The sequence below is a fragment of the Paraburkholderia sp. BL23I1N1 genome (assembly GCF_003610295.1).
Taxonomy (GTDB): domain Bacteria; phylum Pseudomonadota; class Gammaproteobacteria; order Burkholderiales; family Burkholderiaceae; genus Paraburkholderia.
On record NZ_RAPV01000001.1, the window covers coordinates 477,117 to 496,355 of the forward strand.

The following is a 19,239-nucleotide window of genomic DNA, read 5'->3' on the forward strand; positions in this document are numbered from 1 at the left end:
GGCGAAAACCAAAGCGCGCACACCGCACTCGTCGCCACATTCGACCGTCGAATATGGCAAGGCGATGTACAGTCCAATCAAACCGCCAACGATAGCCCCGCTGACGAATAGTGCGAGGACGAGCATTGCTGTTTTCACGCTATTTCCCAGAATGAGATCTGCTTTGCGTCTGCGAGATTAGAAAACAGATTCTCCGGCCCGACACCGATGACGGACAGCGGATTCCAGAGCTTCGGAATCCCAATGTCGAACCTTAAGGTGGTTTCCGTACTTGGCGTCAGCCGTTCTCCGTTCCACAAGTCGATATGATCGCCCGAAGGGTTGCGCTCTTTGAGAGAGCGACGCCAGTAGCTTCCAAAGAAGATAATACCTGTTCTGCCTTTCGCACATGTCTGCCAGTCTCTACCTGTTACCGTCTCCGCAACGGGACAACCAGCAAACGGGCGCCGATTTAGCCACTCGGCTATTTCCTTAGCGCGAAGCATGTGGCAAGGCGGATGTCCGTGAAACCAACACTTTTGGCCTTTGAATGATCTATTGGTAATGCCAACATTCGCGAAACAGGTACCTAGACGAATCGCGCATTCATCTTCGAACGCGGGCTTACCCGTCGAAGGGTTTATGCACGGCTCACTTTGGGGATAGGCCCTCCAAAATTCAGAGAAAATGACCACTTTCGGCTCGACGACCTTGACGGAACCGGGCGTTGAGTTGGTTCTAACTACAGCCGGTTTGTTCGGCATTGTCAGTTTCCCTGTTGTTTCGCAAGGGCTGCGTCGCCCCAGTAGGCGGTGTAGTCGATGGCTTCCTGTGTCTCGATGCGGGGCAGGCTGCCGTCCGCTTCGGTTCGGCCGGAGGAACTGGAAAAGGAGTTCGAGCCGACCGCGCAGAGCATCTATAACTGGGTGGCCCAGGCCGGGCGTGACGCGGGCACGCGCCATGACGGGCTGACCACCGCCGAGCGGCAGGAGCTTTCGCGGCTGCGTCGCGAGAACCGGCAACTGAAGATGGAAAGAGACATCCTCTCTCACGCAGCGGCCTGGTTTGCCCGGGAGACGGGAGCTGTATCGCCGAAGGATACGGATTCGTGAGAGCGAACCGGGCCCGCTGGCCCATCGCCACGATGGCGCGGCTGCTCAGGGTCTCCACGAGCGGCTATTACGGGTGGCTGGCAAGGGAGCCATCGGCGCATGCATGCAGTGACGCGCAGCTGCTGGGGCGCATCCGCACCCTGCATGCGAGCTCGCGCGGCACATACGGCGCACCCCGTATTCACGCGCAGCTCGCGCGTGAGGGAGTGCACGTGGGACGCAAACGGGTGGCGCGTCTGATGCGTCTGGCTGGTCTGTGCGGGGCCAGTCGCCGGCGCTGGAAGCTCACCACACACCAGCGCGCCCGATCTGGTGCGCCGCCACTTCAGCGCCGCCGCGCCGAACGTGCTGTGGGTGGCTGACGCCACCTACATTCCGACAGGCGAAGGGTTCCTGTATCTGGCCGTAGTGCTTGATGTATTCAGCCGCCGTATCGTGGGCTGGGCAATGTCGAACCATCTGTACACCGAACTGATGCTACGTGCACTGGACATGGCATTGTCGCAGCGGCGGCCCGTGAGCGTGATTCATCATTCGGATCAGGGGTGCCAATATACGTCGATTGCCTTCGGACGCCGCTGCCGCGAGGCAGGTGTGCAGCCATCGATGGGCACCGCAGGCGACGCCTATGACAATGCGATGTGCGAGTCGTTCTTCGGCACGCTCGAAGCCGAGCTGCTCATGCGCGAACACTTCGATACCCATGATCAGGCCAGGCGGCGCATCTTCTCCTTCCTCGAGGGCTGGTACAACGTACGGCGCCTGCACAGCAGCATCGGTTATCGCGCACCGCTCGAATTCGAAAGCCTGCATGCGCAGGAGCAAACACCATCGCAGTGCGGGTTGCCCACGGCCGGGCAGCGTCACGGTCGTGACAGGCGACCCGCCGCCCGGCGGTGGACAACCCGAGATCCAACAATCCATGGAGGATCAACAACACATTAAACTCAACTGCAAATCTGTCCGTCCAACCGGGTCAACCTCAGCCCGCCCATAGGAACAGACGTGCAGGGTTGTGCACTACCCACTTTCGCGGGTAGTGCGGTTTTACGCTTCGGGCTCTCACACCCGGCCGTTCTGTCTAACGGCACATAGGAATCTAACCCAACCGTTTTTTAAGACGATCAACCGCACAAGCTAAACGCGCGAATTATAACTAATCTTTACATTCGGACCGACCCGTCAACGGGCCACCCGTGCATCGCACGAATACGATCGAATGCATCGCGCATCAGTGAAGAATCAAAGGCTTTTAAAGCATCGTCCTCACATGCCAAAGCTCAGGAAACAAGACCACATCCAGCATCTTCCGCAAATAAGGCGCACCGCTCGTACCGCCCGTGCCTTGCTTGAATCCAATGATTCGCTCAACCGTCGTCACATGCCTGAACCGCCACTGGCGAAACGCATCCTCGAGATCGACAAGCTCCTCCGCCATCTCGTACAGCTCCCAATGCTGCGAAGGATTCCGATAGACCTCCAGCCACGCCGCCTCAACAGAAGCATCATGAGTAGTCGGTTGCGTCCAATCCCGATCCAACCTGGAAGGTGAAATCGCAAACCCACGCCGCGCCAGCAGTCGAACGACTTCATCGTAAAACGAAGGTGCTTCCAGCGAAGCTGTCACCTCGGCAAGAACATCCGCCCGGTGCGCGTGCGGTTTCAGCATCTGCTCGTTCTTATTGCCGAGCAAAAACTCGATCTGCCGATACTGATAAGACTGGAACCCGGAAGAGCTACCCAGATAAGGCCGCATCGCCGTGTACTCGGACGGCGTCATCGTCGCGAGAACGCTCCACGCCTGGACGAGCTGCTCCATGATCCGCGACACGCGAGCGAGCATCTTGAACGCCGGCGGCAACTCGTCGCGATGCACCGCCTTCAGCGCGGCACGCAGTTCGTACAGCGCGAGCTTCATCCACAGCTCACTCGTCTGATGCTGGATGATGAACAACATCTCGTTGTGATCTGGCGACAACGGATGCTGCGCTTCCAGCACCGTCCCTAACGAGAGATAGTCGCCGTAACTCATCGACTCCGAAAAATCGAGCTGCGCGTCATGCCAACCCTCGCCGGAATCGGCAGCCGAAGACGCTGCATGAGCAGTCCCGCTGCCATGCCCAAACGGACACCCTTGCGCCGGTTTCTCTTCCGGCAATCCCGGTGTTTGCATGTGATCGTTCATTGCGCGCTCCTCAGGTCACTGCGCCGCGGGCGGCAAATTCAGGTGCTCGCCAGCTCTCTTCTGCCAGCACCTCGCGCAGCGTCTCCACCGCATCCCACACATCGACAAAGCGCGTGTACAGCGGAGTAAAACCAAACCGCAACACATGAGGCTCGCGATAATCGCCGATCACGCCACGCGCGATCAATGCCTGCATCACCTCATAACCATGCGGATGCTCGAAGCTTGCATGCGAACCGCGCTGCGCATGGTCGCGCGGCGTGACGAGCTTCAAGGGAAACTCGCCGCAACGCGTCTCGACCAGTTCGATAAACAGATCGGTCAGCGCGAGCGACTTGGCGCGGATCGTCTGCATATCCGTTTGAAGGAACACATCGAGCCCGCATTCGACCAGCGACATCGACACCATCGGCTGCGTGCCGCACAAGAAGCGGCCAATACCGTCGTCGGGTTGATACGTCGGGTCCATTTTGAACGGCGCGCGATGACCCCACCAACCGGACAGCGGCTGCGCGAAATCGTTTTGATGCCGCTTCGGCACCCAGACGAACGCCGGCGAACCCGGGCCGCCATTCAGATACTTATACGTGCAGCCCACCGCGTAATCCGCGCCGACGCCATTCAGGTCGACCGGCACCGCACCCGCCGAATGGGCGAGGTCCCACAGCGCGAGCGCGCCTTTGTCGTGGATGAGTTGGGTCAGCGCGGCCATGTCGTGCATGTAGCCGGTGCGGTAGTTGACGTGCGTGATCATTGCGATCGCGGTGTCGTCGCCGATCGCGGCGGGCAGCTCGGAGGGATCGTCGACCAGACGCAATTTATAACCGCGGTCGAGTTGTTCGATCAGGCCTTGTGCGATGTACAGATCGGTCGGGAAATTCGAACGCTCGGAAACGATCACCCGACGCTTCGGATCACGTGCATTCGCCAACCGCACGGCCGCCGACAAAAGCTTGAACAGGTTGATCGAAATCGTATCCGTGACGACCACTTCGTTGTCGGCCGCGCCAATCAGCGGCGCGAGCTTGTTGCCAAGGCGGCGCGGCAATTCGAACCAGCCGGCGGTGTTCCAGCTGCGGATCAGGCCTTCGCCCCATTCGGCGGCGATCACGGTCTGCGCGCGTTGTGCGGCGGCGGCCGGTGGCACGCCGAGCGAGTTGCCGTCGAGATAGATGGTCGCCGGCGAAAGCGCGAACTGGTTGCGCAGCGTTGCGAGCGGGTCGGCGCTATCGAGCGCGAGAGCTTCGTCACGGGTGTTCATGATGGTCCAGTCAGAGAGGGCAGAGAGTTCGGTTTTGAAGCGTGTCGGTGATGCCGGCGATCAGCGGGAGTCGGGCAGCGCCCGCAACACGGCGCGCACGGGGCTCGCATCGAGCGTGGTCAGCTTCAGCGGCAGCGCAATCAGTTCGTAGTCGCCGGGTGCAACGGCATCCAGCACGATGCCTTCGAGGATCGCCATGCGATGCGCACGAATCCGATGGTGGGCGTCCATCGTCTTCGATTCCTGCGGATCGAGCGACGGCGTATCGATGCCGATCAGCTTGACGCCACGAGCAGCAAGAAGATCGATGGTCTCCGGCGCGACCGCACAGAACGCGCTGTCCCAGACCTGAGTCGGCGCGTTCCTGTAAGTGCGTAGTAAGACGCGAGGCGGCAGGTCGTCGAGCGAGCCGGCCAGGTGTTGTGGCGTCACAACAGGCGAAGCGCCGATGCAAAGAATCACGCGACAGCGTCCAAGGTACGCATCGAGTGCGACCTGGCCGATTGCCGCGCCTTCCGCGTCGTAATGAAGTGGGGCGTCGGTGTGGGCGCCGGTGTGCGGCGAGAGCGTCAGGCGCGCGACGTTGACGGGCGAGCCCGCCTCCATGCGCCACACGCGTTCGATGCCGACCGGCGTGTCGCCCGGCCAGACGGGCGTCGCGGTATCGACGGCGGGGGTGATGTCCCAGAGTGTTTCCATGTCTCCATCGGCGGATTGTGTCTATCCAGGAATGATAGGTGGCTTGGCGCGAAATGTGATTGCGAAAAAATCTCCTTCTGAGCCGTGTCTTGGAACATAATTTGAGTCAAATGGGAAAGGGAGACCGAATATGAACGCGATCTCGCTCGACGCCACCGATTGCCGTATCTTGACGGTGCTTCAGCAAGAAGGACGGATCAGCAATCTCGACCTGGCGGAGCGCATTTCGCTCTCGCCATCGGCCTGTCTACGACGTCTGCGTCTCCTCGAAGAGCAGGGCGTCATCGAACATTACCGCGCGTGTTTGAACCGCGAAGTGCTGGGTTTCGAACTGGAAGCGTTTGTGCAGGTGTCGATGCGCAACGACCAGGAGAACTGGCACGAGCGTTTTGCGGAAGCGGTGCGGGATTGGCCGGAAGTGGTCGGCGCGTTTGTCGTGACCGGCGAAACCCATTATCTGCTGCGGGTGCTCGCCCACAATCTCAAACACTATTCGGATTTCGTGCTGCAACGCCTGTATAAGGCGCCGGGCGTGATGGATATTCGTTCGAATATCGTGCTGCAGACGCTGAAGGAAGATTCGGGCGTGCCGGTATCGCTCGTGACGAAAACCAGCGGACACAGCGCGCCGCATAGCTGAGTGCGGGCGGCCGGTCAGCCTGTGCCGGCGTGTACCTGCTTGCGGCGGCCGCTGTTAGCGCACAGCGGCCGCGTTCAGAACGGCTTGAGTCCGTGGAATTGGCCGTTCTGGAAGACCAGCGGCGCAATCTCGGCGGCATTCTCGTGGACGCCGCAGCGCTCCACTTCGCCGACGAAAATCACGTGGTCGCCTTCTTCATAGCGGCTGCGGTTATGGCATTCGAACCAGGCGAGCGCGCCATCGAGCACCGGCATGCCGGTGTCGCCTTCGGCGTGCGACACACCTTCGAAACGATCGCCCTTCACCGTGGCAAAGCGCTTGCACAGATCGAGCTGCGACGCGGCCAGCACGTTGACCACGTAGTGACTGTTCGCCCGGAATACCGGCATCGAGGCCGAGCGCGTGGCCAGACTCCACAACACCAGCGGCGGATTGAGCGAAACCGAATTGAACGAGCTGGCCGTGATGCCGATCAATTGGCCGGACGCTGCGCGCGTTGTGATGACAGTGACGCCGGTGGCGAATTGGCCGAGCGCCTGTTTAAAGGCGGATTGGTCGAAGTTGGGCGGGTTGGCGTGCTTCATCGGGCGGAAGCCTTTGCGCCAGGCCGGGTGAACCCCGGGCCGAACCCATCGTGTGTGTGGCCAGAAACAAATGATTCGAAAGTCATAGTGAAAATCGTCGATTTGTCCCAATTTTAACTGCAATCGCGGCGGACTGGCCGCGACACCTGCCGGTTAGTGGAAAAACCGCTAAGCTGGAAAGTCTCGGTGGTGGCATGAGCGTTGCGGAAAACTGGGACCGGCATCGGCCGACTATGAGAATCAAGGAGTAAGCAGCATGAGTCAGACAGGCGAAGTCGCCACCCTCGGTGGCGGGTGTTTCTGGTGTCTTGAAGCGGTGTTTCTGGGCGTCGAAGGCGTCAACGCGGTGGAGTCGGGCTATGCGGGCGGCCAGACCCAACGGCCGACCTATGAACAGGTGTGCGACGGCGTGACGGGCCATGCGGAAGTCGTGAACGTCGACTTCGATCCGGCAAAGATCAGCTATCGCGAGATTCTCGATATTTTCTTCGCGATCCACGATCCGACCCAGTTGAACCGGCAGGGCAACGATGTCGGCACGCAATACCGTTCGGTGATTTTTACCCACTCCGATGTGCAGCGTGAAACGGCGCTGCAGGCGATCCGCGAGATTGGCGAACAGGGTATCTACGACGGCCAGATCGTCACCCAGGCGTTGCCGCTCGACGGCAACTACTGGCCGGCGGAGGCGTATCACCAGAACTATTTCGCGCAGCATCCGAATCAGGGCTACTGCTCGTTCGTTGTGGCGCCGAAAGTTGCGAAATTCCGTCAGAAGTTCGCGCATCGGATCAAGGCGAGCTGAGCCGGCGCGGTGATTGAGATGTGATGGCGGGCTGATTGGTGGGACTGGCGGCGGCTTGGGTTTCAATCTGGGCCGCCGCTTGAATCGCGGCTCAGAAAGACGGGCGACACCGGACGGATGGCAATGCGCTGGCGCTGCGCCGCTCAGCCTTGCTCGCCACCTTCGAGTTGACCACTCTCGTTCGGCTCCGGCTTCGACTCTGGCTCCGAGTCCTGACGCGTTTGTTCGCGTTCATGCTCATATTCATGAGCAAGTCGCGCATACGCTTCGATAATCGCCCGCGCCAATTCCACGCAGCTTAGTGGCGCGGAACCCTCCGCCTTGTTGTTGATGGCGATCACCACCGGCTGGCCGGCCAGCGCATAGCGCGCGGCCATCTCGGCGAGCGCGACGCGGGTCGCCGGGTCCTGGTCGACCAACTGGTTGAACGGTTCGTACTTGGCCTTCGCCTGTTCGTATTTGAAGCCGCCGTGCAAACTCCAGCGCACGATCAGCGGGCCGGCCGGCTCGCCGTCCAGCAGCGCGAGCGCCGCCGCCTGACGCAGCGGGTCCGGCATCCGTGCATGAATCCCCACGCAGTACCGCACGCCCGCCGCTTTCAGCGTGCGGATAAAGCGCGGCGTCAGCAAACTCGCGTCGCGGATTTCGATCGCGTAGCACGTGCCTTCCGGCAGCTTTGGCAAGGCGGTCAGGAACTCGGCGAGTCGCTCGATGAACGCTGCCGGTTGCGCGAGCATCTGATCGGGCAGCGGCGAGAGCTGGAACACGAGCGCACCGGCCTTCGCGCCGAGGCCTTCGAGGCATGGCGTGACAAACTCGTCGATCGCCATTTGCGCGTTCAGAAAGCAGGGATTCAGCGAGACCGGCTCGCCCCGTTCGGCCCGCACGGTGGCGTCGGTGATGGTCATCGGCGCTTTGACGATGAAGCGGAAATGTTCCGGCACCTGCTGCGCGTAGCGCAGGTATTCGGTCACGCTGAGCGCCTGATAAAACGACCGGTCGATGCTGACGGTCTTCAACAGTGGATGCGCGCCATAGGCCGTCAGGCCTTCGCGCGAGAGTTTGCTATTGCTGTAATCGTCGCCGTAGACGATGCCGTTCCAGCCCGGAAACGACCAGGTCGACGTACCGAGATGGACTTGCGGCGGCAGTTCCGCAGCCAGCGCCAGGAGTTCGGAAGAGGGCGGTGCGGCGAGAACGTCGCGCGAACGGCGTTTCCTGGGCGTATCGGCGGTTGCGGGCGCTGCGGTGGTTTCGGCTTCGGACGCGATTTCCGGAGGTATTGGCGTGTCGTCGTCTTGCCAGAGCAAGGCAGCGCTGCTTGCCTTCGTGCGCGTTGGTTTCGCGCCCGCATCAGGCTTCGGTGCCGATGGCGACGTCGCCGCTGTCTGCTCCACCGGCATCCCGAACAGATCGAACTGCACGGCGTCGGCCTGTGCGTCCTGCTCGCCGTTCACCGGCTGTTCAACTTCGCTTGTCCCGCTCGTCCCGCTCTGGTCCATCGATGTTCGACCTGCTGTTTAAGGTTTGCGCCGCGTCGGCCCGCTCGTGCAAGGCACGTAGCCCCGGCACGCGGCAACGGCAAATCGCCGCGGCGCAACCGTATCACAACGTTTTGTCGTACATATAGCGGCGCGACCAGGGCAAGGTTCTTGCGCTGCGGCCGGCTTTGCGGCACACCACCTGAAAAATCGACACGTCGTCGTTCTCGAACGCGTACGCGCAACCGGCGAGGTACACGCGCCAGATGCGGAATTTTTCGTCGTCGACCAGCTTGCGGGCTTCGTCCGCATGCGTCTCGAAGTTTTCCGCCCAGATGTCCAGCGTGTGCGCATAGTGACGGCGCAGGCTTTCGACGTCAACCGCTTCGAGCCCGCCGCGCTGCATCGCTTCGAGCGCCAGGCTGATGTGCGGCAGCTCGCCGTCCGGAAACACATAACGGTCGATGAATTCGCCGCCGCCCAGCGCGGTTTCGCCGCTGTCCGAATCGCTCGACGTAATGCCGTGATTCATGGCGACGCCGTCGTCGACGAGCAGATCGTGGATCTTCTGGAAATAGCCCGGGAGATTCTTGCGGCCGACGTGCTCGAACATGCCGACGCTGGTGATGCGGTCGAATTGCCCGTCGATGTCGCGATAATCCTGCAGACGAATCTCGATCTGGTTTTCCAGGCCCGCGGCTTTCACACGTGCGGTAGCGAGATCGAACTGGTTCTGCGACAGCGTGACGCCCACGCACTTCGCGCCGAACTTCTGCGCCGCGCGCAAAACGAGCGCGCCCCAGCCGCAGCCGATATCGAGCAGGCGCTGCCCCGGTTGCAACTGGATCTTGGTGAGGATGTGGTCGATCTTCTTGATCTGCGCGGTGGCGAGATCTTCATCGCCATTCTCGAAGTACGCACACGAGTACACCATGTTCTCGTCGAGCCACAGCTTGTAGAACTCGTTCGAGACGTCGTAGTGATACTGAATGGCCTTCTTGTCAGACGATTTCGAGTGCTGGAAGTAGCGCCGTACGCGCGCCAGCTTGCTTGCGCTGGTGACGGTGTTGCGCGCCAGCTGATAGCTGATGTTGATGATGTCCGACAGCTTGCCTTCGATATCGATCTTGCCCTTCACGTACGCCTCGCCGAGATTGTCGAGGCTCGGTTCGAGCAGATAAGGCAGCGCCGTAGCGCTTTTGACATGTAGCGTGACCCGAGGCGCGGCGAACTGCCCGAAGTCATGTTGTTGACCGTCCCACAGCACAAGGCGTGCTGGCAGGTTAGCCTTGGTTTTTACATCGTCCACCCACTGCGCCAGCTTCTTCTCCCAGAACATGTGATCTCTCCGTGTCCGTTGAATTAAAGCAAAGCCTGTGTGGATCGCGACTCAGTGCGGCGCAACTCCCATGCCACGAGACGCAGTCCGACCGGCGCGCGCAGCTGCGTTGGCCACGCGCGTACGGTGTTGTATTCCGGTTCAAGGCGATAGGCGGGAGATTTGCCAGTCGCTGTTTTCGCTTGAACGCGTGTAGAGCAAACGGTCGTGCAAACGCGACGGCCGGCCCTGCCAGAATTCGATTGCTTCGGGTACCAAACGATAGCCGCCCCAGTGCGGTGGGCGGGGCGGTTGGTCGCCATATTGGAGGCTGATTTCGCGTTCGCGTGTTTCGAGCTGCGAACGGCTTTCAATTACCCGACTTTGATTCGATACCCACGCGCCGATGCGCGAACCGAGCGGGCGCGACGCAAAATACGTATCGCTTTCTTCTGCGCTGGTTTTAACGACGCGGCCCTCGATACGCACCTGGCGTTCGAGTTCGATCCAGTAAAACAGCAGGCTCGCGTAGGGATTGGCACCCAGTTCGCGCCCCTTGCGGCTTTCGTAGTTGGTGAAGAACACAAAGCCGCGCTCGTCAACGCCCTTGATCAGCACGATGCGTGCCGACGGCCGGCCGCGTGAATCGACCGTGGCCAGCGTCATCGTATTCGGTTCGGGCAGTTCGGCGTCTACCGCTTGCTGAAACCACGTGTCGAATTGACGAAACGGGTTGCGGTTGATATCGGCAACGTCCAAAGAACCCAGCGAATAGTTTTTTCGAAGTTCGGCGAGTGAGGTCATATTCTTATGCGAACGCTACAGTACAACCAGTATAGCCAGGGACCGAATTCTTTGCGCGGAGCCAGATCAAGGCCCGCTGCGCTGTGTGGTCATCCGCGCTGCCAGGTTTGCGGGCGTTTGTGTCTAAGTAGGGGCGGCCATGGGGATCGTCGCGATCAGGCAAAATACGGGCTGCGAACGCCTGAGCGTTATCACTTTGTGTTTTGCCTGCTTTGAACGAGCCTTCCACCATGTCCAGCACCACCGCGCCTTCCGATCTTACTACCAGCCTCGACGGGAGTGAAACTGCCGACCGCGCGCGGCGCTTCGGCGGCATTGCCCGCCTGTATGGCGCGCCGGCGCTCGCGGCGTTCGAAGGGGCCCACGTCGCCGTGATCGGCATCGGCGGAGTCGGCTCATGGGTGGCGGAGGCGCTCGCGCGCAGCGCCGTCGGCACGCTGACCTTGATCGACCTGGACAATGTCGCCGAGAGCAACACTAACCGCCAGATCCACGCGCTGGACGGCAACTACGGAAAACCGAAAGTCGAGGCGATGGCCGAACGCATCGCGGCAATCAATCCGTTCTGCGACGTGCGGCTGGTGGAAGACTTCGTCGAACCGGACAATTTCGCGGCGACGCTCGGCGGCGGTTTCGACTACGTGATCGATGCGATCGACAGCGTGCGCACCAAGACCGCGTTGATCGCCTGGTGCGTCGAGAAGAAGCAGCCGCTGATTACGGTGGGTGGCGCGGGTGGTCAACTGGACCCGACACGCATTCGGATCGACGATCTCGCGTTGACCATCCAGGATCCGTTGCTGTCGAAAGTGCGCGGGCAGTTGCGCAAACAGCATGGTTTTCCGCGTGGTCCGAAGGCGAAGTTCAAGGTGAGCGCGGTGTATTCCGACGAACCGCTGATCTATCCGGAAGCCGCCGTGTGCGATATCGACGAGGAAGCGGAGCACGTTACGACGTCGCCGGGTCATACGGGACCGGTTGGTTTGAATTGTGCGGGGTTTGGGTCGAGCGTGTGCGTGACCGCGAGCTTCGGCTTTGCCGCGGCCGCGCATGTGTTGCGGGCCTTGGCGAAGCAGGCGGCGGGTTGAAGCTGAAGCAATCTACGCCGCAAGGCATTCAGGTGCGGCTTCCTCGCCGCACCTGAACACGGCTCAAATTAGAACAACAACGCGCTCAGCTTGCGACGCCATTGCGATACCAGTTCCGGCTGATGCGCGGCAAGATCGAACACCGACAGCATCGTCTTACGGCCGATGTCGTCGCGGAACGTGCGGTCGCGTTGCACGATCGCTAGCAGGTGTTCGAGCGCGCCTTCGTATTTACGGCGGGCAATGAGTGCGCTTGCCAGATTAAAGCGCGCTTCGAGATCGTCCGGATTCGCGCCGACTTTGGCTTCGAGTGCGTCCGTAGGCGGCAGATCGGCCGCCGCGTCCACCGCGTCGAGACGGGTCTTGATTGCGTTGAAGCGGGCGTCGATGCCTTGCGTGGTTTTCGGCGACAACAGATCGACTTCATTGCGCGCTTCGTCGATGCGGTGATCTTCGAGCAGCATCTCGATGCGGTCCATGCGCGCTTCGTCGAAGCCTGGGTCGTAGGCGAGTGCGGCTTGCAGCGCATTGTAGGCATCGTCACGGCGGCCTTCGGCCAACGCAGCTTGCGCTTCAAGACGTGCCGCGTCCGCGCCTTGCGGCACGAGGCGCTCGATAAATTCGCGCAACTGGCCTTCCGGCAGCACGCCGACGAATTGATCGACCGGCTGGCCGTCGGCAAACGCCATGACGTGCGGAATGCTGCGCACCTGGAAGTGCCCGGCCAGTTCCTGGTTCTCGTCCACGTTCACCTTCACCAGCTTCCATTTGCCGGCGGCTTCGGCCTCGAGCTTCTCCAGCATCGGGCCGAGCGTCTTGCAGGGACCGCACCACGGCGCCCAGAAATCGACCAGCACGGGGGCCAGCGTCGACGCCGTGATGACGTCCTGTTCGAAAGTGGCCAGAGTGGTGTCCATTGCGTCCTCGTCGATAAAACGGTTGATTGGCTAGGTGAGGCCGGGCCTGGCGAATTCAATACGCCGCGTGCCTACATTTATTGGCGCGGATGCGCGCTTATTTTCTGGTCGGCAGCGGAATCCATTCGGTTTCGCCCGGCACCTTGCCCATCTCCTGATTGGTCCACGCCAGCTTCGCGGCTTCGATTTTCTCGCGCGAACTGGCGACGAAATTCCATTCGATAAAGCGCTCGCCATCCAGCTTCTCGCCACCGAGCAGCATCACGCGCGCGCCGTGGGTGCTGGCAAGCGTGACGGTTTCGTCGAGCGCGAGCACGGCCATCTGACCGACTTCGAGCGGTGTGCCGTCGATCTCCAGGTCGCCGTCCACCAGATAGACGCCGCGTTCCTCGTGCTCCGGTTCCAGCGCGAAGGCGCCGCCTTGGGCGAACTCCGCGGTCACATACAGCGTGCCGGAAAAGGTCGCGACCGGCGAGGTTTCGCCGAAAGCCGTGCCCGCGATCACGCGCAGCGTGACGCCGTTGCGCTCGACCACCGGCAGCGTGTCGGCGGCGTGATGCGCGAACGACGGTTCGATGTCTTCGTCTTCGAGCGGCAGTGCGACCCAGGTCTGGATGCCGTGCATGGTCAGGCCGCTCGCGCGGTCTTCGGCCGGCGTGCGCTCGGAATGGACGATACCGCGGCCCGCCGTCATCCAGTTGACGTCGCCTGGGACGATCTTCTGCTCGGAGCCGAGGCTGTCGCGATGCATGATCGAGCCTTCGAACAGATACGTGACGGTGGCGAGGCCGATATGCGGATGCGGACGCACGTCGAGCCCGACGCCCGGTTCGAGCGTGGCGGGGCCCATGTGGTCGAAGAAGATGAACGGCCCGATCAGCCGCGCGGCCATGGCCGGCAGCACACGCCGCACGGTGAGGCTGCCGACGTCGCGCAGATGCGGTTTGAGAGTTGCTTTAATCGAGGAAGACATGGGCAGGCTCGGCTGGAAGGGGGAGTCGGGTTTTTGCTTAATAGCCGATTCTACTGCGGTTGAGGCGTTGCCCGCATTCAGCACTCCATGTACACACATGTATTTACATCGCCGGCATCGAGGGCTATAGTGTTCGTTAGTACATACAGCGTACACACAACGTGTATTCGCAGCAGGAGTTCAGCATGCTTACCAAAGTCTTTCGCAACGGCAATTCGCAAGCCGTGCGTATTCCCGCCGAATTGGCATTCGAGCGTGCCGATGTCGAGGTTGAAATCGAACGAGTCGGCGAAGAATTACGGATCCGCCCAATCCGGCGTCCGCTGACCGGCGTGCTCAAGAAATTCGCGAAATTTGGGCCCGACTTCATGGCGGAAGGGCGTGGTGACCACGAGCAGGCAGAGCGCGAGGATTTGTAATGCCGCGCTACATGCTCGACACCAATATCTGCATCTACCTGATGAAGAACCAACCGGAACAGGTCGCGAAGCGCTTTGCGGAATGTCTCGTTGGCGACGTGGTGATGTCGGCCATCACTTTTGCGGAACTCGAATACGGCGTGGCGGTATCGGCGAACCGTGCGCGCGAGCGCCGCAACCTGGCGGCACTGGCCGAAGACATTCTGGTGATGCCGTTCGACAGCGCTGCGGCAAGTGCGTACGGTCCGATTCGCGAGGCGACGCGCGAGCGTAAGAAGGATCAGCCCGACAAGCTGATCGCGGCCCATGCGGTGGCGCTCGACGTGGTGCTGGTGACCAACAACGAACGCGACTTCACCGCGTACCCGGGGCTGCGCGTAGAAAACTGGCTGAACGGCTAACTACGTTTTAACGCACTGCCGAGTGATGCGCCGTCCGCTAAACTGGCAAATCCAACAATGACATGGAGACTGGGATGTCGCCCAGGGACTTACTGCTCGCGCTGGTCGTCGTGGTTGCGTGGGGCGTCAATTTCGTCGTGATCAAGGTGGGCCTGCATGGCGTGCCGCCAATGCTGCTCGGCGCGCTGCGTTTCGCGCTCGCCGCGGTGCCGGCGGTGTTCTTCGTGAAGCGGCCGCAACTGCCGTGGCGCTGGCTGCTTGCCTACGGCGCGACGATTTCGTTCGGGCAGTTCGCTTTCCTGTTCTCGGCGATGTATGTCGGTATGCCGGCGGGGCTCGCTTCGCTCGTCTTGCAGGCGCAGGCATTCTTCACGCTGATTTTCGCGGCCCTGTTTCTGCATGAGCGCTTTCGCGTGCCGAACATCGTCGGTTTGCTGATCGCGGCGGGCGGTCTCGCGATCATCGGCATGCAAGGCGGCCACGCCATGACGCTCGCCGGTTTCCTGCTCACGCTGTGCGCCGCGTGTTCGTGGGCGCTCGGCAACATCGTCACGAAGAAGGTCGGCAAGGTCGATCTGGTCGGGCTGGTGGTGTGGGGCAGCCTGATCCCGCCGTTACCGTTTTTCGCGCTGTCGTACGCGTTCGAAGGACCGCAGCGGATCGTCGCGGCGCTGTCCGCGATCAGCGCGGTGTCGATCTTCGCTATCGTGTACCTCGCGTTTATCGCGACGCTGATCGGCTACGGCCTGTGGAGCCGGCTCCTGTCGCGCTATCCGGCCAGCCAGGTGGCGCCGTTTTCGCTGCTGGTGCCGATTGTCGGGCTGGCGTCGGCGTCCGTGTTTCTCGACGAGCAGTTGTCCGAAGCGCAGATCGTGGGCGCTTTGCTGGTGATGGCGGGGTTGGTGGTGAATGTGTTCGGGGGGTGGGTCGTGCAGCGGATTTCGCCGGCGCGCTGAATGACTCTTTGGCGTGAGGCAGAAAAACGGCCGCATCGAGCGGCCGTTTTTTGTTGCCTGCATGAATTGACGTCACGCGGCGTGATGCCCGGCGGCGTCAAGTCATGCGGTTCTTCGCCAACGGCGGATTCGCCGCGAAATAGCGCTTGATGCCGGTCATGATCGCGTCGGCCATCTTCTCCCGATACGCGTCGTCGTTCAGGCGGCGCTCCTCGTCCGGGTTGCTGATGAAGGCGGTTTCCACAAGAATCGACGGAATGTCCGGTGCCTTCAGCACGGCAAACCCGGCCTGTTCGACCGACCCTTTGTGCAGCTTGTTGATGCCGCCGATCTCTTTCAGCACGAAGTTGCCGTAGCGCATCGAATCGCGAATCTGCGCGGTGGTCGACATATCGAACAGCGCGCGGTTGACGGTCGCGTCGGCGGACTTGATGTTGATCCCGCCGATCTGATCCGACGAGTTCTCCTTGTTCGCCATCCAGCGCGCCGCGGCGCTCGACGCACCGTGCTCCGACAAGGCGAACACCGAGGAGCCCTTCGCGTCGGGCGTGGTGAACGCGTCCGCGTGGATCGACACGAACAGGTCCGCGCCGACGCGTCGCGCCTTCTGCACGCGCACGTTAAGCGGCACGAAGAAATCGGCGTCGCGCGTCATCATGGCGCGCATGTTCGGTTGTGCGTCAATTTTCGCGCGCAGCTTCTTCGCGACGTCGAGTGCGATGTGCTTCTCGTACGTGCCCGAAGCGCCGATCGCGCCCGGGTCTTCACCGCCGTGGCCCGGATCGATCGCGACGGTGAGCAGGCGCACCGTGTTGCTCTTGCCGGTTTTCGGGTTGGTGAAGGCGTAGTTACCGTCACCGTCACTGTCATCGCCACCGAGGTTGCCCGCTGTGCTGCCGCCCTTGTTGCGGGCGATCGCGGTGGGCGGCGGGACTGGCGTAAGCGGCGTAAGCGGCGCCGCCGGCGTGGCAGGCTTACCGAGGATGGGCGGAGCCGGCGGCACGATATGCGCCGGCGGACGTGGCACGCCCGACGCTGTCCCGCCGCTGCCGTTCTGTGCGTAACGTTCGAAGAAGGCTTCGCTGTTGTCGGCGGCGGGCGGCGTGATGCCCGGGCCGCTTAGCGTGGCGGGCGGCGCGTTGTTTTCATCCAGCGTCTGCTGCTTGCGCTCGGTCTGCGCGAGCAGATCCATTAGCGGATCGGGCGCGACAGCAGGGTACAGGTCGAACACCAGCCGGTATTTGTACGCGCCGACCGGCGACAGTGTGAACACCTGCGGCTTCACCGAGCCCTTCAGATCGAACACCATGCGCACGACATGCGGCTGATATTGGCCGACCCGCACCGACTGAATCTGCGGATCGTTCGGCGTAATTTTCGATACCAGATCCTTCAATGCCTGATCCAGATCGAGGCCGCTCAGATCGACCACCAGCCGGTCCGGACCCTGCAGCAACTGCTGCGTGTTCTGCAAAGGCAGATCCGACTCGATCGTCACGCGCGTGTAATCGCGCGCCGGCCAGACCCGCACGCCCAGCACCGAACTCGCCCATGCGAGACGCGGCGCGACAAGGCCGAGCACCAGCGTGGACGCACCCGCGCGCAGAATCTGCCGGCGCCGCCAGTTATGCGTTGCGGTAGCCGCCGATTCGATCGAGCGGAACGGTTTGATCAACATCTTTCGAGACATGCCTTTCCTGATTCGCTGTATGCCCGTGCAACGAGTACCCGGCCTTCGCCCTCGTGGTCCAGGTCGAGCGCGAAAACGAGATCCGGCACGCCGAGAAGACGCCCGGCGCGCTGCGGCCATTCAACGAGGCAAATAGCGCCGCTGTCGAAGTACTCGCGAAAGCCCGCGTCGGCCCATTCGGCCGGGTCGGTGAATCTGTACAGATCGAAGTGATAGAGCCCGAGTTCCCCAGCGGGCCGTTCGAGCACGTAGGGTTCGACGAGTGTGTAAGTGGGACTGCGCACGCGGCCGGTGTGGCCGAGGCCGCGCAAGGTTGCGCGCACGAGCGTGGTTTTGCCGGCGCCAAGGTCGCCGACGAGTTGTACTTGCAGGCCGTGGAATGCCTGATTGCCTTCGGTGCCCGGCGCGGGTTGATGTGCTCCGCGCACGCTTTCGATTGCCCGTGCAAAGCGCTCGCCGAATGCATGCGTGGCGGCCTCGTCCGCGAGCGCGAAAGTGCGTTCGAGCAGGACATCGGCGGGCGGTTGGATCGCGAGATCGGAATTGACGGGCATTCTCGTAAAATGGCGTGATGAACCGAAGTCCGGAGTCCCCTGTTTCCTGCACGCCTGCGTCTAACGACGATGCGCGTGCCGAGCGTCATTTCGATGAAGCGGGGCTGAATGCGCTCGCGCTCAACATCAAAACGTGGGGCCGTGAACTGGGTTTCGGGGCAATCGGTATCAGCGACACCGATCTCTCCGCTGCCGAAGCGCCGCTTGCAGCATGGCTGGACGCAGGTTGCCACGGCGAGATGGATTATATGGCGAAACACGGCATGAAACGCGCGCGGCCCGCCGAGCTTGTGGCCGGCACGCGACGTGTGATTACTGCGCGCATCGACTATTTGCCAGTACAGACATTGAGTGGAAAGGCGCACGAAAGCGCTTTGCAGGACTCGCCGCTCGCATCGCAAGACTGGCGTGCAGCCGAGCATGCGCGGCTCGCGGACCCGTCGGCGGCGGTGGTGTCGATCTATGCGCGAGGCCGCGATTATCACAAGGTAATGCGTAACCGTCTGCAACATCTGGCCGAGAAAATCGAGGCGGCGATCGGCGCATTCGGCTACCGCGTATTTACCGATTCGGCGCCGGTGCTCGAAGTGGAACTTGCCCAGAAGGCCGGCATCGGCTGGCGCGGCAAGCACACGCTGCTGCTGCAGCGCGACGCCGGTTCGCTGTTTTTCCTCGGCGAAATCTACGTCGACGTGCCATTGCCCACCGATGCCGAAACGTCTCCTGACGAGGCGCCCGAAACGCCAGGTGCGCATTGCGGCAGTTGCACGCGCTGCATCGGCGCATGCCCGACGGGGGCGATCGTGGCGCCGTACAAGGTCGATGCACGTCTCTGCATTTCGTATCTGACGATCGAATTGAAGGGCAATATTCCCCTGGAAATGCGGCCGCTAATCGGTAATCGTGTGTACGGCTGCGACGATTGCCAGCTCGTCTGTCCGTGGAACAAGTTTGCGCAGGCCGCGCCGGTCGCCGATTTCGATGTGCGCCATGGACTCGATCGCGCGACGCTGGTCGAGCTGTTTGCATGGAGCGCGGAGGAGTTCGATACGCGCATGCAGGGGAGTGCGATTCGCCGCATCGGCTATGAGAGCTGGCTGCGCAATCTCGCGGTGGGGATGGGTAACGCGCTGCGGGCCTCGTCGGACAGTTTGAGTGGGGATGCGCGCGCGGCGATTGTCGACGCGCTGAAGTTGCGCGTCGAAGACCCTTCCGCCGTGGTGCGCGAGCATGTGGAATGGGCGTTGGAAGCGGCGTAAAGTAGCGGCAATCGGGCGGGGGCTGCGCCGGGAGTTACCAACGGGAAATGCGAGTAGCGCGTTTGCAAGCGGCCCGCGCTTATCCAGATGCGCCGCCGTGCAATCTGAAAGATG

General features: G+C 61.8%; 22 protein-coding genes. 10 read left to right on the top strand and 12 right to left on the bottom strand.

The genetic code is table 11. From position 1 onward, the window contains the following. Window positions 1-134: 134 nt before the first annotated feature. Entirely contained in the window at window positions 135-743 is a 609-nt protein-coding gene (locus tag B0G76_RS02330; RefSeq protein WP_120289796.1) for a T6SS effector amidase Tae4 family protein, read from the bottom strand. 57 nt (window positions 744-800) lie between these two features. Here B0G76_RS02330 and B0G76_RS02335 point away from each other — a divergent pair, with 57 nt between their 5' ends. The 3 genes from B0G76_RS02335 to B0G76_RS02345 are packed head-to-tail and all read left to right on the top strand — an operon-like array spanning window position 801 to window position 2,036. After that, complete coding sequence (locus tag B0G76_RS02335) at window positions 801-1,091, top strand: hypothetical protein (RefSeq protein ID WP_147393993.1); 291 nt, start codon at window positions 801-803, stop codon at window positions 1,089-1,091. Next, entirely contained in the window at window positions 1,088-1,453 is a 366-nt protein-coding gene (locus B0G76_RS02340; RefSeq protein ID WP_147393994.1) for an IS3 family transposase, read from the top strand. Before B0G76_RS02335 ends, B0G76_RS02340 begins: the two co-directional genes overlap by 4 nt. Next, window positions 1,437-2,036: an IS3 family transposase gene (locus tag B0G76_RS02345; RefSeq protein ID WP_259460796.1), complete on the top strand. Its 600-nt coding sequence runs from the start codon at window positions 1,437-1,439 to the stop codon at window positions 2,034-2,036. Before B0G76_RS02340 ends, B0G76_RS02345 begins: the two co-directional genes overlap by 17 nt. Before the next feature lie 307 nt (window positions 2,037-2,343). Here the strand turns inward: B0G76_RS02345 and kynA are convergent, their stop codons facing one another. Genes kynA through kynB form a run of 3 tightly spaced genes read right to left on the bottom strand, consistent with a single transcriptional unit; the run spans window position 2,344 to window position 5,236 of the window. Continuing rightward, the gene (gene kynA / locus B0G76_RS02350) at window positions 2,344-3,276 is read right to left on the bottom strand and encodes a tryptophan 2,3-dioxygenase (RefSeq protein WP_120289804.1); all 933 of its coding nucleotides are present in this window, start codon (window positions 3,274-3,276) and stop codon (window positions 2,344-2,346) included. A 10-nt stretch (window positions 3,277-3,286) separates the two neighbouring features. Further along, on the bottom strand, window positions 3,287-4,537 hold the full coding sequence (gene kynU / locus B0G76_RS02355; protein WP_120289806.1) for a kynureninase: 1,251 nt from the start codon (window positions 4,535-4,537) through the stop codon (window positions 3,287-3,289). Window positions 4,538-4,597: 60 nt separating this feature from the next. After that, window positions 4,598-5,236, bottom strand: a complete 639-nt coding sequence (kynB, locus tag B0G76_RS02360) for an arylformamidase (RefSeq protein ID WP_120289808.1) — start codon at window positions 5,234-5,236, stop codon at window positions 4,598-4,600. Window positions 5,237-5,366: 130 nt separating this feature from the next. On the opposite strand from kynB, the gene B0G76_RS02365 reads away from it, so the two are divergent. Then, on the top strand, window positions 5,367-5,876 hold the full coding sequence (locus B0G76_RS02365; RefSeq protein WP_120289809.1) for an Lrp/AsnC family transcriptional regulator: 510 nt from the start codon (window positions 5,367-5,369) through the stop codon (window positions 5,874-5,876). A gap of 74 nt (window positions 5,877-5,950) precedes the next feature. On the opposite strand, the gene B0G76_RS02370 is transcribed toward B0G76_RS02365, so the two are convergent. After that, a complete protein-coding gene (locus tag B0G76_RS02370; RefSeq protein ID WP_120289811.1) occupies window positions 5,951-6,460 on the bottom strand; it encodes a flavin reductase family protein in 510 nt (169 codons plus the stop codon). Window positions 6,461-6,716: 256 nt separating this feature from the next. Between B0G76_RS02370 and msrA the strand changes: the two genes are divergently transcribed. Further along, complete coding sequence (msrA, locus tag B0G76_RS02375) at window positions 6,717-7,265, top strand: peptide-methionine (S)-S-oxide reductase MsrA (RefSeq protein WP_120289813.1); 549 nt, start codon at window positions 6,717-6,719, stop codon at window positions 7,263-7,265. Window positions 7,266-7,408: 143 nt separating this feature from the next. Here msrA and B0G76_RS02380 read toward each other — a convergent pair whose 3' ends face one another. The 3 genes from B0G76_RS02380 to pdxH all read right to left on the bottom strand — a co-directional run bounded on the left by B0G76_RS02380 (window position 7,409) and on the right by pdxH (window position 10,868). Further along, window positions 7,409-8,767, bottom strand: a complete 1,359-nt coding sequence (locus tag B0G76_RS02380) for a DUF72 domain-containing protein (RefSeq protein ID WP_259460484.1) — start codon at window positions 8,765-8,767, stop codon at window positions 7,409-7,411. A gap of 103 nt (window positions 8,768-8,870) precedes the next feature. Further along, window positions 8,871-10,085, bottom strand: a complete 1,215-nt coding sequence (locus B0G76_RS02385; RefSeq protein ID WP_120289815.1) for a cyclopropane-fatty-acyl-phospholipid synthase family protein — start codon at window positions 10,083-10,085, stop codon at window positions 8,871-8,873. Between the two features lie 141 nt (window positions 10,086-10,226). Beyond that, on the bottom strand, window positions 10,227-10,868 hold the full coding sequence (gene pdxH / locus B0G76_RS02390) for a pyridoxamine 5'-phosphate oxidase (RefSeq protein ID WP_120289817.1): 642 nt from the start codon (window positions 10,866-10,868) through the stop codon (window positions 10,227-10,229). A 230-nt stretch (window positions 10,869-11,098) separates the two neighbouring features. Between pdxH and tcdA the strand changes: the two genes are divergently transcribed. Beyond that, window positions 11,099-11,956: a tRNA cyclic N6-threonylcarbamoyladenosine(37) synthase TcdA gene (gene tcdA / locus B0G76_RS02395; RefSeq protein WP_120289819.1), complete on the top strand. Its 858-nt coding sequence runs from the start codon at window positions 11,099-11,101 to the stop codon at window positions 11,954-11,956. A gap of 68 nt (window positions 11,957-12,024) precedes the next feature. Here tcdA and trxA read toward each other — a convergent pair whose 3' ends face one another. Both trxA and B0G76_RS02405 read right to left on the bottom strand, forming a co-directional pair. After that, the gene (trxA, locus tag B0G76_RS02400; protein WP_120289821.1) at window positions 12,025-12,873 is read right to left on the bottom strand and encodes a thioredoxin; all 849 of its coding nucleotides are present in this window, start codon (window positions 12,871-12,873) and stop codon (window positions 12,025-12,027) included. Between the two features lie 97 nt (window positions 12,874-12,970). Then, window positions 12,971-13,846 (bottom strand): pirin family protein, encoded by an 876-nt coding sequence (locus B0G76_RS02405; protein WP_120289823.1) that lies wholly within the window; start codon window positions 13,844-13,846, stop codon window positions 12,971-12,973. Between the two features lie 185 nt (window positions 13,847-14,031). On the opposite strand from B0G76_RS02405, the gene vapB reads away from it, so the two are divergent. The 3 genes from vapB to B0G76_RS02420 all read left to right on the top strand — a co-directional run bounded on the left by vapB (window position 14,032) and on the right by B0G76_RS02420 (window position 15,622). Continuing rightward, window positions 14,032-14,265, top strand: coding sequence for a type II toxin-antitoxin system VapB family antitoxin (gene vapB, locus B0G76_RS02410; protein WP_120296145.1), 234 nt, complete (start codon window positions 14,032-14,034; stop codon window positions 14,263-14,265). Beyond that, entirely contained in the window at window positions 14,265-14,666 is a 402-nt protein-coding gene (locus B0G76_RS02415) for a type II toxin-antitoxin system VapC family toxin (RefSeq protein ID WP_120289825.1), read from the top strand. Before vapB ends, B0G76_RS02415 begins: the two co-directional genes overlap by 1 nt. A gap of 74 nt (window positions 14,667-14,740) precedes the next feature. Further along, entirely contained in the window at window positions 14,741-15,622 is an 882-nt protein-coding gene (locus B0G76_RS02420) for an EamA family transporter (RefSeq protein WP_120289827.1), read from the top strand. Between the two features lie 97 nt (window positions 15,623-15,719). Here B0G76_RS02420 and B0G76_RS02425 read toward each other — a convergent pair whose 3' ends face one another. Beyond that, window positions 15,720-17,312 (bottom strand): N-acetylmuramoyl-L-alanine amidase, encoded by a 1,593-nt coding sequence (locus B0G76_RS02425; RefSeq protein ID WP_120289829.1) that lies wholly within the window; start codon window positions 17,310-17,312, stop codon window positions 15,720-15,722. Next, the gene (gene tsaE / locus B0G76_RS02430; RefSeq protein WP_120289831.1) at window positions 17,294-17,866 is read right to left on the bottom strand and encodes a tRNA (adenosine(37)-N6)-threonylcarbamoyltransferase complex ATPase subunit type 1 TsaE; all 573 of its coding nucleotides are present in this window, start codon (window positions 17,864-17,866) and stop codon (window positions 17,294-17,296) included. The genes B0G76_RS02425 and tsaE overlap by 19 nt, the downstream gene beginning before the upstream one ends. A gap of 17 nt (window positions 17,867-17,883) precedes the next feature. Here tsaE and queG point away from each other — a divergent pair, with 17 nt between their 5' ends. Then, complete coding sequence (gene queG, locus B0G76_RS02435; protein ID WP_120289833.1) at window positions 17,884-19,125, top strand: tRNA epoxyqueuosine(34) reductase QueG; 1,242 nt, start codon at window positions 17,884-17,886, stop codon at window positions 19,123-19,125. The last annotated feature ends 114 nt before the right edge of the window (window positions 19,126-19,239 follow it).

Bases quoted from the DNA above. Each gene is read 5' to 3' on its own strand.
- B0G76_RS02330 (WP_120289796.1), bottom strand. From the start codon at position 743: ATGCCGAACAAACCGGCTGTAGTTAGAACCAACTCAACGCCCGGTTCC.
- B0G76_RS02335 (WP_147393993.1), top strand. From the start codon at position 801: ATGGCTTCCTGTGTCTCGATGCGGGGCAGGCTGCCGTCCGCTTCGGTT.
- kynA (WP_120289804.1), bottom strand. From the start codon at position 3,276: ATGAACGATCACATGCAAACACCGGGATTGCCGGAAGAGAAACCGGCG.
- kynU (WP_120289806.1), bottom strand. From the start codon at position 4,537: ATGAACACCCGTGACGAAGCTCTCGCGCTCGATAGCGCCGACCCGCTC.
- kynB (WP_120289808.1), bottom strand. From the start codon at position 5,236: ATGGAAACACTCTGGGACATCACCCCCGCCGTCGATACCGCGACGCCC.
- B0G76_RS02365 (WP_120289809.1), top strand. From the start codon at position 5,367: ATGAACGCGATCTCGCTCGACGCCACCGATTGCCGTATCTTGACGGTG.
- B0G76_RS02370 (WP_120289811.1), bottom strand. From the start codon at position 6,460: ATGAAGCACGCCAACCCGCCCAACTTCGACCAATCCGCCTTTAAACAG.
- msrA (WP_120289813.1), top strand. From the start codon at position 6,717: ATGAGTCAGACAGGCGAAGTCGCCACCCTCGGTGGCGGGTGTTTCTGG.
- B0G76_RS02380 (WP_259460484.1), bottom strand. From the start codon at position 8,767: ATGGACCAGAGCGGGACGAGCGGGACAAGCGAAGTTGAACAGCCGGTG.
- B0G76_RS02385 (WP_120289815.1), bottom strand. From the start codon at position 10,085: ATGTTCTGGGAGAAGAAGCTGGCGCAGTGGGTGGACGATGTAAAAACC.
- pdxH (WP_120289817.1), bottom strand. From the start codon at position 10,868: ATGACCTCACTCGCCGAACTTCGAAAAAACTATTCGCTGGGTTCTTTG.
- tcdA (WP_120289819.1), top strand. From the start codon at position 11,099: ATGTCCAGCACCACCGCGCCTTCCGATCTTACTACCAGCCTCGACGGG.
- trxA (WP_120289821.1), bottom strand. From the start codon at position 12,873: ATGGACACCACTCTGGCCACTTTCGAACAGGACGTCATCACGGCGTCG.
- B0G76_RS02405 (WP_120289823.1), bottom strand. From the start codon at position 13,846: ATGTCTTCCTCGATTAAAGCAACTCTCAAACCGCATCTGCGCGACGTC.
- vapB (WP_120296145.1), top strand. From the start codon at position 14,032: ATGCTTACCAAAGTCTTTCGCAACGGCAATTCGCAAGCCGTGCGTATT.
- B0G76_RS02415 (WP_120289825.1), top strand. From the start codon at position 14,265: ATGCCGCGCTACATGCTCGACACCAATATCTGCATCTACCTGATGAAG.
- B0G76_RS02420 (WP_120289827.1), top strand. From the start codon at position 14,741: ATGTCGCCCAGGGACTTACTGCTCGCGCTGGTCGTCGTGGTTGCGTGG.
- B0G76_RS02425 (WP_120289829.1), bottom strand. From the start codon at position 17,312: ATGTCTCGAAAGATGTTGATCAAACCGTTCCGCTCGATCGAATCGGCG.
- tsaE (WP_120289831.1), bottom strand. From the start codon at position 17,866: ATGCCCGTCAATTCCGATCTCGCGATCCAACCGCCCGCCGATGTCCTG.
- queG (WP_120289833.1), top strand. From the start codon at position 17,884: ATGAACCGAAGTCCGGAGTCCCCTGTTTCCTGCACGCCTGCGTCTAAC.